This window comes from Thalassospira sp. ABL2_045 (assembly GCF_056161285.1).
In genome coordinates, this window is record NZ_JBSWYV010000003.1 from 109,300 (window position 1) to 122,310 (window position 13,011).

A 13,011-nucleotide genomic window follows, 5' to 3' on the forward strand; every position below is an offset into this window, starting at 1 on the left:
CCTTGCCCAACATTTAAAGGCCGGAATCAAGTTCACGGTGCTTATGGTTTGGTTGTTTGTGTTGCTGATACCCTTCCTGATCCTTGAGGGCCTTAAAATCCGTGCCAGCGCGAAAATTGTACGCCTGTGGCATATCGGTGCGCGCAAGATTACCAGCATCCGGGTGGAGCAAAGCGGATCTCCCAGCGACACCCTGCCCCTGCTTCTTTTGGGTAACCACACGTCCTATCTTGATATTCCGGTGATCAATTCGCTATTCACCGTCAATTTCATTGCAAAGTCCGAAGTCCGCAGCTGGCCTGGCATAGGGTTTCTGGCGCGCTGTTGCCAGACGATTTTTGTCGAACGTCGGGCCATCAAGTCCCACGAACAGATCAAGGTCCTTCGCGAAAAGATCCTGCCGGACCATCGACTGGTCCTGTTTGCCGAGGGAACCAGCACCGATGGCAGCGTCGTCCTGCCATTCAAATCGTCACTGATGGAATTTGTCTTTGACGAAAAAATCGCCGAGGTGTGCCACGTTCAGCCCATTACCGTACTGTGCCTGAAAAATGGATCAGAGGGTAATGAGGTAGCGCCCGAACCCGAGCGAGTCCTGTATCCTTGGTTTGACGACACCTCGCTTGCCTTCCATTTCTGGCGTTTCATGGCGACAAGGGGCTGTACCGTCAAAGTGCATTTCAGTCCAAGCCGCCCGGTTTCCGATTTTGCAAACCGCAAGGAACTGACCCAATGGGCCCACCAAGGCGTCCAGAACGGCTATGACACCATCCTGAAAAAGGCCTGACGCCAGTTACGCCTTGCGGGCCCTTGCCTGCGCCCAGTCTTCCTTCATCTGATACCACTTCTTCTCGCCAATCATCTTGCCGAGATACTGGTCGATCACCTTAAGCTTGATGATACTGGCAAGACCAGCCACCCGGGCAGGCCAGGTTTCCGGGAGTGCGCGCAAGGTCAGACTGATACCCGCCGTGCTGTATTCAATGAAATGCCACCAGCGGCTTGGAATAAAGATGGTATCGCCTGCTTCGAGGATGCACTCGTAGCCCTTAATATCCTTGAGCTTCGGATACCGCTCCAGATCCGGGTTGCGAAAATCAACATTGCACGAAACCGTCAGAGGATGCTGATAAAGCTTCCGCCCATTTTCACTGCCATACAGAATGACGCGCTTCGTGCCGCTCATCTGCGTCAGGAAAACGTGGCTGTGATCAAGGTCGTAATGAATGTCGACATAGGCGTCCTGGCCGCCGACAAACAGGAACGGATGGCTCTTGAGAAATGTCACGCCAAGATCGGGGTAGGAAAAGTCCTCGCGCAGTTGTGGCATGTGCTTGAAGACATTGAACAGGAACATGCGAAGCGGCGTCGGCCCCGCCTGGATCAGATCAAGATACTCGCCAAACGGCATGCTCTGGGTTGAGTCCAGATAGTCATTGTCCGAATTGGCAAATGCTTCGCTATACAGCGGCACCTCGACGTCCCCGCACCCCTGTTTGAGATAGTCATAGGTCCATTTCTGCAATGCCGGCCAGTTGGCAGCGAAACTGCGCATAATAACGGGGCGTTTTGGCTTCAGGTATTGCTCGATGAAATCTTCTCGGCTCAGATCATCCTGTCGGTCAATACTCAGATAGCATAAGTCGCGCGTCATTCAGGCCCCGTCGGTTTTATTATCTTTCGCCTTATGTTCGGATCGGTGAACGTGCTTCAGATACATCATAGCTCTCAGATGAAATCAAGCGCGTAACACTAGCGATAAGCCCCTAAACGTCTGTAACTCCTGGTATCGTGTCTCATGACAGGGACATCTTAAGGCGTCAGCCGGGCCGCGGTTTCATGTGTGGCGGTCTTGACGAGGATACCGTTTCCAGAAACGAAAAAAGCACCCCGTCTTGGGGTGCTTTTTCACTGGCGGGCAAGGAGGGATTCGAACCCTCGATAGGGCTTATCACCCTATACTCCCTTAGCAGGGGAGCGCCTTCAGCCACTCGGCCACTTGCCCTCTATGTCCTTGGTGTTCCCTGCGGAACGACGCCTTTCTTAAACATCGCCATGGCGCATGTCAATGCCCGAAACCCGCCTCAAGGACGTTTTCTTTTTAACAGTCCTGACAAATAAAACCAGCAGCTTTTTGACTGCTTTGCTCAGTGCATTTCACGGTTGAGGGCAAAAAGAGTCTTCAAACCATCACACAGCTGTCATCGGTTGGAAAAAAACAGCTGTCATAAAGCGATGGTCGATTGGTTTTTCACCGTCATATGACGTAAATGCTGGTTGGAGAAAGATGCGTACGATCTATCAAAGCACCGACGATTTCGGTCACACCCTTCGTGCTCTGAAAATGACCAAGGAAGGTCACAACGATCCGGTTTATATGGGTCTTGTCATTCAGGACCGCGAAGTTCTGTTCCGCACCCGTGAAAACAGCTCACGTGATTTCGTTCTGCAAAAGATCAAGGAATTCGTCGCAGGTAACGCGGCGTCACTGGCATCCCAACCGGCCTGATGGCCGGTTTTTTATTGCCGCAAACATACTGCCTTGCCGTTGTTACCTGTCACTGACGCATCGGCAATTCGAAACACTCAGTCGCGCCGGGGCGACACTCCCCGTTCGCCCTGCAACTTCACCGCCGGTCTCCCCGACCGGCGGTTTCTTTTATCTTTATGCCTTTGCGGTTTCCTGCCCGGCGACATAGCCCCGCCACATCAACAGCAGAGCTATGAGTAGCACCGGAAGAACCCCATAGTTCACCGGAACCCAGCCAGCACCAGCGATTAGCGCCCCACTCGCAATCGACGCAAACGTGGCCGTGAGGCTGTTCCCAAGCTCCATAAGGCTTTGGGCGTGCCCACGTTCGGAAACGTCATGCCCCTCGCCCAGCAATGTTGTGCCGGCCAGCAGCATCATGTTCCACCCAAACCCAACCAGGAATGAACTGATCAGAAATGCGGAAACCGAAATCCCCGAAACTGCAACCATCACGCTTGCGACCAGAACCAACGCCCCCGTCGATGCCACTCGGCGCGGCCCGATCCAATCAATCAGCGGCCCCGCGACAAAGGCGGGCAAGAACATCCCGATCAAGTGCCAACGGATAACATTGGCAGAGACATCAACATCATAACCGCAATATTTCATGGCAAGGGGTGTCGCTGTCATGACCAGCACCATGATCCCCTGCCCGGCGGCACTGACGGCAATCGCCCCACGAATGACAGGACGCCTGAGCAGTTTCGCCATGACCGCTCGGCTTGATCCGGTACGCTCTGGAACACCACCATCAGGCAACATCGTCATCAGGATCGCCCCAATCGCCGCCAAACCGGCCAATGCGATATAGGCCCCGGCAAATGGAACCGGCAACATATCGCGACTGGCAGCGGCAACTTCCGGTGCGATCAGTGCGGCCAATACACCCCCGCCGAGGACGAGTGCCGCCGCACGGCCTTTTTGAGATGGACCGACGGTTTCCAGGGCGACGTAGCGATAATAGGCGGCTGAGGCCTGATAGGTACCAATCAGCGCCGGCGCAAGCGCGACAATCCAGAACGCGCCCACATAAATCCCATAGGCGACCAGAAGGCCACCAACGACACCAAACAGTGCGCCGACAGCGAGTCCGACACGCCGCCCGTGGCGCTGCATCAACATGGCAAGCGGATGGACAGAAACCAGATTGCCGAGCATGAGAACGCCAAGCGGAAACGTCGCCAGTGCCGGTGTCGGCGCAAGCGAAACACCAACAATCGATGTCAGGGTGATCCCGATCAATGAACAGGACCAATAAAGTGCCTGGGCGACAAAAAGCAGACGCACAGGTCCATTGGTCAGCAACAACATGTTCCCAACTCCCAATTCGTAAACTGTGATGAAAAATGATGGTTTTTAGAGTTCTGTCAGGTTGTCGCCATCAATGACTTGCGGGCAAAGCGTTCCGAATATTCCTGTGGACTGACAGACAGATGACGTTGAAACGCCCGACGCAGCGTTTCCGGATGACGAAACCCGCAAAGTTCCGCGACCTGCCCGATTGAAAGCGCCTCGTCCTGCAACAGCGCACGGGCGGCTTCGACGCGCACGCGTTCGACATAGCGCGCCGGGCTCACGCCAAGATCGCGGGTAAACACGCGTGAAAAGGTCCGGGGCGTCATACCGGCGCGCTCGGCAAGCTTTTCAAGCGACAAGTCATTGGCAATATTGCCCGGCAACCATTCAAGCAAGCTGGTCAGACGCGCCGTGGTGCCGGTTTCCGGGATCAGATAGGCACTGAACTGCGCCTGCCCACCAGGACGCTTGAGAAACATCACCAGCCTGCGCGCCACGGACAAAGCCAGGCTCCGGCCAAAGTCGGCCTCAATGATCGCCAGCGCCAGATCAATCCCCGCCGTCACACCGGCAGATGTAAAAACATGCGGATCGCCATCCAGGCCCGCCGGGTCATAGCTGTGCAACCGATCACCCATCATCTGAATAGCCGGGTATTCCCGCGCCATCTGATCACACCGCGACCAATGCGTGGTTGCCATCTTGCCATCAAGTACCCCGGATTCCGCGAGAATTAGGGCACCAGAACAAATGGACCCCAGTCGCGGCACGATGGTGCTTGCCATACGCACCCATTCGACAATTTCAGCATTGTCGCGGATCGACCAAACACCAGTTCCGCCCGGGATGAACAATGTGTCGATCCTGCTTAGATCAAGGTCACGCCATCCGATATCGGCACAGATCCGCACACCACATGACGTGCCCACCGGTCCACTTTCTTCCGCGACAACGAGCCCTTCGTAGCCCTTTGGTCGCCCCAACGCGGCCAGCTCATCATTTGCCGAGCCAAACACCTGCAGTGGGCCAATGACGTCTAGGCTCATGACGTCCTCGAAGGCATAGCAGGCGATTTTTCTCGGGGTCTGGTTCTGAGGTTGGTTCGACATCACGGCATCTCCTTGTCACAGATACAGGATGCCGGATATTGAAAGTGGCAACAATGACAAACACCCCACGAATTTTGCCAACCGGCATTCGTGGGGTGTTCAAATCAATCAAGTATCAAAGAAGGCTTTCGGGTCAGAACCCGCTTCGCTGCAGCAAGGCATAAAAGTCACGTATTGTGCCTTCCTTGGTTGTCATATCCTTGATGTCATCGACCAGCTTGTCAGTAAAGTTGGGCTGTTTGAGGTACCCAACCACCCTTTTTCGGGCCATGGCCGCGGATTTGCCTTCAATCAACACGCCGCTGGAACAGAACTGCACAAGCATATAGGCGCGCTTGCGCAGATGGAGCGACGGGTTATCGATCCGTTCAATCACCTTTTCACGCACAAGATACTCGGCAAGGCCATCGTCAAGCTTCGCCCCAATCTCCACCTTCTGTTCTTCCGGAACATTGGAAGAGGCCAGCAGGTCATTCATGTGTTTGACCGTGGCCATCTTGTCGCGCGGCTTGGAGTCCGGATCGCAGAATGCCCGCAATGCCCGCATGTCCTTAACCGCATCGCGCATCATGTCGTAAAGCTCATCGGCGAAGTCTTCGACAATGCCACTGTTGGCAACCGCGATAAGCCAGGTCAGTTTGCGGAAATTCGGGATCAGGCGACCATTGATTTCGCTGACACCCTCAATCAGGGCGCGCGGGCCACCGACATTGCGCAGGCGTGCCCCACGTTCGGCAATCGCTTCGACCATCGGAGTGCCGTAAACAACGCCCTGCTCGGTGATCAGGCGATCAAGAATCCCTTCAAGCGGATCCGGGTCGCTTTCATGACGCTGCAGGTTGTTTGCGCTTTTGAGCTCGCGCACGATGTAATCAAACATCGCTTCCTGGCTATTCGCCAGAAGGCCTGAGCCAAACAGTGGGTTTAAAAGTTCAAGAATATCATCAGCGGCACCGCGATTACCCTTGGCCCGGCCAAGCGCCAGATCAATATGCAATGTAACCGCTTCGCCAAAGCTGCGCGAACTGCCAAGCAGCTCTTTTAGCGCGACGGGTGATCCGAGAATATCGGCAATCACATCATCGATCATCTTGCGCGCGGCTTCGTCTTTCTCGTCGCCCTTAACCTTAAGCGCCAGATCAAGCTTGCCAACCCAGTTGCGGGTCGATGACAGCACGCGCGTCAGCGCAACCATGGTCAGGAAGTCAGTATCTTCGGCAAGGTTCAGGCGACGGATTTCGTCGCGAACTTCGGTGATGGTGGCATCCTCGAAGGCCGGCAGGTCGACTTTTTCCACTTCTCGGGCGCGCGCAGAAAGCTGCTCGATCGCGCCATGAAGGTTGTTCATCGCCTCGATATGATCACCCTCGGTCGCCTTGGCATGCAGCCCGGCAACCTTGTCGACCGCAGTCGGCATCAGGGTGTCATGGAACATCAGCTTGCGGAGGTTCTGGTAATTATACATTACCTCGCAAGGTGTCAGAATTTCCTGTTCGAAATACTTGCGCAGCAACCGGTTGATGGTCGCGCGGCTTTCTTTCTGCAAAAGATCGTTGTCAGTCTCGCACAAAGGGGCTTCATCAATGGACGACACGCGCACGTCATCATCCTGATCCTCGCCTGCACCTTCTTTTTCGAGAAGTACCTTTTCGATATGACGACCGTCGCCGCGTTCCCAGTTACGAATAACGCGCACGGCAGAGATCTTGGTTTTCACAAGCTTTTCAGCTTCTGTAACCGCTTCCTTCTCGACATCGAATGTCGAGTGGATTATCCAGCGATCCCCACGCTGGACCATAACTTCAAATGTCGTATCCGACATAACGCGCTCTGGCTCCCTAACTTCCTGTTTGGGCGGCATGTGTCTGCCGTATAACTAGTCAGGCGCGTGTCCCAAATTTTATATTTATTCTTCTTTATTAAGCCAATCTGCATATTAAAACAATAGTTGGATGCACTTCGGCCATATACTTTCGGTTATTTCTTTAGCTTTTTCTCAATCTCCGTCACTTTTTCGATTGAATTGCAAACACAATTCAACTGAACATAATGCGCGCAATCCCGCTGCGGCCATTTTCAGGGAATCCGCGTCGCAATTTCGCTAGTCAAATCGGCAAGCAGACTGCTCATGGCGATCACTGTGCCCTCAATGGTCGGCGCATTGGGCGCACTTACCTTGTTGTATTTGGCAGCAGCGACGATCTTGCCACTTTGGAACTGAACGAGTTTCCAGCGTGCTGTCAGATTGACATCGCCATCTGCCTGGCGCTCGAACCGGTCGATATCGACAACGATCTGCCATTCGACCATATCGCGGGAATTCCATGGAAAGACCTCAAGTCGCGATGCGACACCGGTTCGATCAAGGTTATCCATAAGAACACGATTGATGTTCTCCCCCAGCGGTTCGGCCCAGCGATAACCGGAATTGACTTCTGGCCGGTTGGCAGCACTTCGCGTGACAATGGTCGATCGATCCAGATAGCTTGGAATGCTGACAGGCCCGACTCCGATCACGCGCGTTGCACCAGACGACGATGCGGGCTGCGCCATCGGCGACAGCAAGTAGTATTGATCCGGGACAGACGGCGATGATGCGCAGGCGACCAAGACTGGCGCTATCAGAAGCCACATGTATCTCGAGATCATTTTTTGAACGGTCTGTCGCATCATTCATCCTCCTCCGGGCCGCTTCTGCCAAGGATCAGGGCACTGGGGTTCTGTTCAAGAAAATCGGTCAATTCACGCAAGGAACGCGCTGTCGCACCAAGCTCTTTGAGCGCTTGCTCCAGATTATAGCGCACCGGGGACGTCGGTGCGGTCACATCGCGCACCCCGCCCAGTGCCTGACGCGCGGCATCAAGGGCGGTCTGGGTCGCAGGCAGGACGCTGGCATCAAGATTGGTGACAAGTGTGCTGATCCCTGCTGCGGCCTGTTGCAGGCTGACCATGCCGTCATTAAGCGCCGGTGACGTGACGATATTTTCCATGCCCTCGACCGTTCCCAGCAGACGAATACCGATCTCTTCAATCGGGAAGGTTTCGACTTTCTCAAGCAGGCTGGTCAGCGAATTGGCGATCTCGTCCAATTTTTGCGGCAATGTTGGCAACTCGGGCACATCGCCCTGCACATTGCCAAGATAGCGCGCCGGAGTCACCGGGTGCATCGACAGATCAACAAACAATTGACCGGTGATAAAGCTTCCGGTCTTCAGGCGCGCACGCAGACCATTATCAATCAGGGTTTCAATGGTTTCCTGCGGATCAACATCCCCCAGACGCCCGCCGACAATACTGACGCGTTCCGGCTCAAGTGTGACCTCGACCGGCACACGGAAGGCATGCTGTGTCACGACATATTCAAGATCGACACTTTCCACCGTACCAACGCGGATGCCGTTGAATTCCACTGGCGCACCACGAGAAAGACCGCGTACGGAAGAATCAAAATAAAGCATATAGCGCTGGCTATAGCCCTCGGCAAGCAACTCGGCCTTCTCAAGGCTTTCATGCAGGCGGAACACCGTATCGGCAGCCGCCATTTCATCACCTTCATGGCCGGGCGGCGTATAGAAATTGATCCCGCCCGCCAGAACCGAGCGCACCGATTGCGCACGCACGGAAAAGCCTTCCGCATTCAGATCAAGGGCAATACCGCTTGAATCCCAGAACCGTGTTTGCCGTTTGACAAGCGCATCGAACGGTTTGCGCACAAAGACCGGTATCGATACCTCCTCCGCACTCGCATCCAGTTCGGTATCAAGTACCTCACCGACTTCTATCCCGCGCAGCAGAACCGGTGTGCCTTCGCCCAATGAACCAAGTTCCTCGGCATTCAGGACAAAGCGCGTGCCGTCTTCTTCATTGGGAATGAATTGTGGTTCTTCCTCACCGACAAAATTCCGGGCCTTCTCGCCGGTTTTGTCGGGGACCACCTCGATATAGGCGCCCGAAACGATGGTTTCCAAACCGGTAATGCCCCGGGCACTGACGCGCGGGCGCACAATCCAGAACCGGGTTTTGTCTGTGAGGTATTCTTTAAGGTCGGCGTTCATGCGGATGGTCAGAACAACATGTTCAAGATCATCGGCAAGGGTAATGGCCGTCACCTGCCCGACATCGACATCGCGATAGCGCACGGCGGTTTTACCGGCAGAAAGTCCTTCAGCCTCTTCGAAGCTGACGGTGATTTCCGGACCTTTTGAGACGATATCGCGCCACAAAAGCCATCCGCCGGCAATCAACGCAACAAGTGGCACAAGCCAGATGATCGAAAAACGGCCCCAGCCTTTTTTGACGTCGGGTTTTTCCGGATGTTGTTCCGGCCTGGAATTGTTCACGTCACTCATGACGGGACCCCCTGTTTTTCAACGCGGTCTTGTTTTGATTTTCTGCCACCCGACACAGCTACCCTGCCCGATTGCATTCCCGCCCGATCCCAAATCAGGCGCGGATCAAAAGCCATGGCCGATAGCATGGTCAGGATGACCACCCCGCAAAATGCCACGGCCCCGAAGCCCGGCTGAACCGTTGCGATATTGCCAAGCTTGACCAGTGCGGCAAGGATCGAGACCATAAACACATCAACCATCGACCATCGGCCGACAAGTTCGGTAACGCGGTAGATCAATGTCCGTTCCCGGAGCGGCCCGGACAGGCCCAGTGCGGTTGCCAGATAAACCCACCCCAGCAACACGATTTTTACAATCGGCACCAGAATGCTGGCCGTAAACACCACGATGGCGATCGGCCATTCCCCGGCATTGATCAGGGCACTGATGCCTGATAGGATTGTATCGGCTTCGCCCCGGCCAAGATAGGTCACGGTCATGATCGGAAACACATTGGCTGGCACATACAAAATGACCGCAGCCAACAACAACGCCCAAGCCCGCGACAGGCTTCTTGGTTTACGTAAATGCACCAGATCACCGCAACGCGGACAGCGAACATCATCGCGCCCGTTGCCCAGAACAACCATCGCGCAGGTATGGCAGGTCAGAAGTGGTTCACTCTGATGAACCGCGCCTTGGTCGCCATCAACGTCATCTGATGTCGGATATCGCAGGGCGGCTGGCGCCAACCTTCGCCAGACATAGCGCGGATCGAGCGTAACATTCATCAGAAGCACAGTCGGGATCAGGCAGCAAATGGCAAAAAATGCCGGTCCAGCAATGACCTCGGCAAAATCGGTGAGTTTGGTCAACGCCACCAGCAATCCGATCAGGAAAACATCAAGCATCGACCATGGCCGGATCATCGCAAGAATGCGCCAGACCCGTTGCATGCCGGGAACCTGCTTATTCAGCGTAATCGGAAGCAAGACATAGATATGCGCAAGGATCAGTCCCAACGGGGCCAGCATCGATGTCACCGCAACCATGACGGCCAGGAACGGAAACCCTTCACGCCAGAAGGTCACAACACCACTGCCCAGTGTGTTGCTTTCAACCCGCCCTTCCATGGCAAAGGTCAAAACCGGATAGCTATTGGCAATCAGGAACAAAAGAAACGCCGTAATGGCCAGCGCCAAGGGCTTGTCAAAGCGTGCCTGCACGGCACTGTAAAGCGGCGAACCACATCGCACGCAATATGCGACACTGCCCGCCGGGATGTCCTCCTCGACATGGAGATAGTCGCAATGTTCACAGGCGATCAGTCGATGAGACATTGTTTTCCTGTTTTTACAATCCGTTACCCGGACTGGTTCGCACATCAAAGTAAGCGACACTTTTGCCGAGAAGTCAAATTGCGCCGCTTCGGGCGCATGAATGTCGGTGTCAAATAAGACGAAACAATGTTCAGAAAAGTCTGATTTTACATGCGGATTTCAGGCAGATGGCGGCGTGCCTCGGCCAAGACGATTTCATTGACCTGATCAAGCAACCGGCTGTTGATGGTTTTGTGATGCCAGTAAAGAGGTCGATCAATCTCGAAGGGACATGGGCGGACCAGCTTTCCTGCGCGCAAGCCGGCCTCCGCCTGATGCTGCTCAACCACGGCATAGGCCACACCTTGCTCTGCTAGGGTCACGAACCCTTGTGAGCTTGGCACCGTATGGGCCGGGAATTCGCCGGGATTGAGCCCGAAATACTGATAAAGGAACTGGTTTTGCAGTTCATCATGTTCGGAAAAATTCACTGCCGGACAGGCCCGCAAGGCATCCGCCGTGACCCCGTCCTTGAAATAGCGTTCCTGAAAGTCTGGCGAAACCACCATTACATAGCGCATGAAACCAAGCGGGCGCACCCGACACCCCTGAATGGGGGTATCGCGCAGGCTTACCGCACCAACCACGTTGCCTTCCTGCAAGGATTGATGATTAAGCGATTCATCATCGACCACCAGATGCACCAGAAGACCAAGCTTTTCAAACAGGTGCTTTGGCACATCGACAAACCAGGTCGCAAGACTATCGGCATTGACCGCCAAGGTGACCTGACCGAAACCGCTTTCGGGCTGCACTTCGGGCAATTCACTACCCAGATCCTGCTCAAGCAGGCGAACGCTTTGATAATGAGCAAGCAATCGCTGGCCTGCCGCGGTCGCCGCAATCGGTTTAGCGCGGACAATAAGCGGTTGCCCCAACCGTTCCTCAAGCAGTTTGACACGCTGAGAGATTGCCGACTGCGTTAGCCCCAGCGCACGCGCTGCCTTTTCGAAACTGCCGAAATGGATAACCTCGGCACAGGCCTGAACCAGTTTGTAATCAAGCATGACTCATCATCATTTTTTCTAATGATTGATAAGTATAATTCGATTTTCTTAAATCTGAAAGCTGCTATCTACGACGCATCAACACACAAAGGACCGTCGAAGAATGCTTTTAACTTATCTCACCGGGTTTGGCCTTGGCGGCGGATTGATCATCGCGATTGGCGCCCAGAATGCCTTTGTTCTTGGTCAAGGGTTGCGGCGCAACCATCCGGTGATGGTGGCCTTCGTCTGTGCATTATGTGATGCGGTACTGATTGCAGCGGGCGTTGCCGGGCTTGGAACGCTGATTGCCGCCTACCCGCTGCTGACAACGATTGCGGCCTGGGGTGGCGGGGCTTTTCTGATCTGGTACGGGTTTGGCGCACTCAAGCGTTTATTTGAAACCGAGACACTGTCAGAAGAATCTATCTCAAAGACCGGCTGGAAGGCGGTTCTTGGCACCACGCTTGCCGTCACGCTTTTAAACCCGCATGTGTATCTTGATACGGTTGTCATGCTGGGCGGTATTGGCGGGCAATATCCGAACGATGAACGGCTTGGCTTTGCGCTGGGCGCCATGAGTGCCAGTTTTGTCTGGTTCTTTGCGATTGCACTGGGGGCCGCATGGCTTGCCCCCTATGTCGCCCGCCCGATCACCTGGAAGATCATTGATGGCTTGACATGCGCCGTGATGTGGCTGGTGGCCTACAGCCTGCTGGCGCCAGAAATCCGCACCCTTATGGCAGGTTAACGATTGCAACCAGCAACAACCGCCTACTCGCCCATGGCTTCCTTGAAATGGCGACGGCAAACCGGGACATAGCGGTCATTACCACCAATCTCCACCTGTGCGCCTTCGCGGACCGGATTTCCGTTTTCATCAACGCGCAAGACCATGCCGGCCTTGCGTCCACAATGGCAGATGGTTTTAAGCTCATTAAGCTTGTCTGCCCAGGCCAACAACCATTTGGAGCCTTCAAAAAGCTGCCCCTGGAAATCGGTCCGAATGCCATAGCACAGCACCGGAATGCCGTGGATATCGGCAATATCGGAAAGCTGCCAGACCTGCTCTTTTGACAGAAACTGTGCCTCGTCAATCAGGACACAGTCGACTTTGCCTTTTTCGACCTGCTCAAGGATCAAGGCGCACATATCGGTTTTGGCATCAAACAGCAGTGCCGGGGCTTCAAGGCCAATGCGCGAGGCAATCTTGCCTTCGCCAAAGCGGTCATCAAACGCCACTGTCATCAGCAACGTTTCCATGCCGCGTTCACGGTAATTGAAGCTCGCCTGCAGCAGCGTGGTCGATTTGCCCGCATTCATTGACGAGTAATAGAAAAACAGATTGGCCATGGGTCCCCCGATCAAGTCAGAACG

12 protein-coding genes and 1 tRNA gene are annotated in these 13,011 nt (G+C 54.7%); 3 read left to right on the forward strand and 10 right to left on the reverse strand.

From position 1 onward, the window contains the following. Positions 1 to 43 precede the first annotated feature (43 nt). Positions 44 to 787: a lysophospholipid acyltransferase family protein gene (locus ACXAIA_RS06500; protein WP_475348622.1), complete on the forward strand. Its 744-nt coding sequence runs from the start codon at positions 44 to 46 to the stop codon at positions 785 to 787. Between the two features lie 6 nt (positions 788 to 793). Here ACXAIA_RS06500 and ACXAIA_RS06505 read toward each other — a convergent pair whose 3' ends face one another. Both ACXAIA_RS06505 and ACXAIA_RS06510 read right to left on the reverse strand, forming a co-directional pair. Then, on the reverse strand, positions 794 to 1,654 hold the full coding sequence (locus ACXAIA_RS06505; protein ID WP_475348623.1) for a cupin-like domain-containing protein: 861 nt from the start codon (positions 1,652 to 1,654) through the stop codon (positions 794 to 796). Positions 1,655 to 1,912: 258 nt separating this feature from the next. Beyond that, positions 1,913 to 2,005, reverse strand: a tRNA-Ser gene (locus tag ACXAIA_RS06510). A gap of 282 nt (positions 2,006 to 2,287) precedes the next feature. On the opposite strand from ACXAIA_RS06510, the gene ACXAIA_RS06515 reads away from it, so the two are divergent. Further along, on the forward strand, positions 2,288 to 2,509 hold the full coding sequence (locus ACXAIA_RS06515; RefSeq protein ID WP_475346135.1) for a hypothetical protein: 222 nt from the start codon (positions 2,288 to 2,290) through the stop codon (positions 2,507 to 2,509). Positions 2,510 to 2,665: 156 nt separating this feature from the next. Here the strand turns inward: ACXAIA_RS06515 and ACXAIA_RS06520 are convergent, their stop codons facing one another. From ACXAIA_RS06520 to ACXAIA_RS06550, 7 genes are all read right to left on the reverse strand, one after another. Then, positions 2,666 to 3,844, reverse strand: coding sequence for an MFS transporter (locus ACXAIA_RS06520; RefSeq protein WP_475348624.1), 1,179 nt, complete (start codon positions 3,842 to 3,844; stop codon positions 2,666 to 2,668). Between the two features lie 56 nt (positions 3,845 to 3,900). Then, positions 3,901 to 4,938, reverse strand: a complete 1,038-nt coding sequence (locus ACXAIA_RS06525) for a GlxA family transcriptional regulator (RefSeq protein ID WP_475348625.1) — start codon at positions 4,936 to 4,938, stop codon at positions 3,901 to 3,903. Between the two features lie 133 nt (positions 4,939 to 5,071). Continuing rightward, on the reverse strand, positions 5,072 to 6,760 hold the full coding sequence (locus tag ACXAIA_RS06530) for a hypothetical protein (protein ID WP_475348626.1): 1,689 nt from the start codon (positions 6,758 to 6,760) through the stop codon (positions 5,072 to 5,074). A 254-nt stretch (positions 6,761 to 7,014) separates the two neighbouring features. After that, on the reverse strand, positions 7,015 to 7,611 hold the full coding sequence (locus tag ACXAIA_RS06535) for a PqiC family protein (RefSeq protein WP_475348627.1): 597 nt from the start codon (positions 7,609 to 7,611) through the stop codon (positions 7,015 to 7,017). Continuing rightward, on the reverse strand, positions 7,608 to 9,287 hold the full coding sequence (locus tag ACXAIA_RS06540) for a PqiB family protein (RefSeq protein ID WP_475348628.1): 1,680 nt from the start codon (positions 9,285 to 9,287) through the stop codon (positions 7,608 to 7,610). The genes ACXAIA_RS06535 and ACXAIA_RS06540 overlap by 4 nt, the downstream gene beginning before the upstream one ends. Continuing rightward, positions 9,284 to 10,609, reverse strand: a complete 1,326-nt coding sequence (locus ACXAIA_RS06545) for a paraquat-inducible protein A (protein ID WP_475348629.1) — start codon at positions 10,607 to 10,609, stop codon at positions 9,284 to 9,286. The genes ACXAIA_RS06540 and ACXAIA_RS06545 overlap by 4 nt, the downstream gene beginning before the upstream one ends. A 146-nt stretch (positions 10,610 to 10,755) precedes the next feature. Then, a complete protein-coding gene (locus ACXAIA_RS06550; protein WP_475348630.1) occupies positions 10,756 to 11,655 on the reverse strand; it encodes a LysR family transcriptional regulator ArgP in 900 nt (299 codons plus the stop codon). Positions 11,656 to 11,758: 103 nt separating this feature from the next. Here ACXAIA_RS06550 and ACXAIA_RS06555 point away from each other — a divergent pair, with 103 nt between their 5' ends. Continuing rightward, a complete protein-coding gene (locus ACXAIA_RS06555; protein WP_475348631.1) occupies positions 11,759 to 12,385 on the forward strand; it encodes a LysE/ArgO family amino acid transporter in 627 nt (208 codons plus the stop codon). Between the two features lie 23 nt (positions 12,386 to 12,408). Here ACXAIA_RS06555 and ACXAIA_RS06560 read toward each other — a convergent pair whose 3' ends face one another. Then, complete coding sequence (locus ACXAIA_RS06560) at positions 12,409 to 12,987, reverse strand: thymidine kinase (protein WP_475346144.1); 579 nt, start codon at positions 12,985 to 12,987, stop codon at positions 12,409 to 12,411. Between the last annotated feature and the right edge of the window lie 24 nt (positions 12,988 to 13,011).

Coding starts and splice junctions, on each gene's coding strand:
- ACXAIA_RS06515 (WP_475346135.1), top strand. CDS start 2,288: ATGCGTACGATCTATCAAAGCACCGACGATTTCGGTCACACCCTTCGT.
- ACXAIA_RS06530 (WP_475348626.1), bottom strand. CDS start 6,760: ATGTCGGATACGACATTTGAAGTTATGGTCCAGCGTGGGGATCGCTGG.
- ACXAIA_RS06540 (WP_475348628.1), bottom strand. CDS start 9,287: ATGAGTGACGTGAACAATTCCAGGCCGGAACAACATCCGGAAAAACCC.
- ACXAIA_RS06545 (WP_475348629.1), bottom strand. CDS start 10,609: ATGTCTCATCGACTGATCGCCTGTGAACATTGCGACTATCTCCATGTC.
- ACXAIA_RS06525 (WP_475348625.1), bottom strand. CDS start 4,938: ATGTCGAACCAACCTCAGAACCAGACCCCGAGAAAAATCGCCTGCTAT.
- ACXAIA_RS06555 (WP_475348631.1), top strand. CDS start 11,759: ATGCTTTTAACTTATCTCACCGGGTTTGGCCTTGGCGGCGGATTGATC.
- ACXAIA_RS06505 (WP_475348623.1), bottom strand. CDS start 1,654: ATGACGCGCGACTTATGCTATCTGAGTATTGACCGACAGGATGATCTG.
- ACXAIA_RS06550 (WP_475348630.1), bottom strand. CDS start 11,655: ATGCTTGATTACAAACTGGTTCAGGCCTGTGCCGAGGTTATCCATTTC.
- ACXAIA_RS06560 (WP_475346144.1), bottom strand. CDS start 12,987: ATGGCCAATCTGTTTTTCTATTACTCGTCAATGAATGCGGGCAAATCG.
- ACXAIA_RS06520 (WP_475348624.1), bottom strand. CDS start 3,844: ATGTTGTTGCTGACCAATGGACCTGTGCGTCTGCTTTTTGTCGCCCAG.
- ACXAIA_RS06535 (WP_475348627.1), bottom strand. CDS start 7,611: ATGATGCGACAGACCGTTCAAAAAATGATCTCGAGATACATGTGGCTT.
- ACXAIA_RS06500 (WP_475348622.1), top strand. CDS start 44: ATGGTTTGGTTGTTTGTGTTGCTGATACCCTTCCTGATCCTTGAGGGC.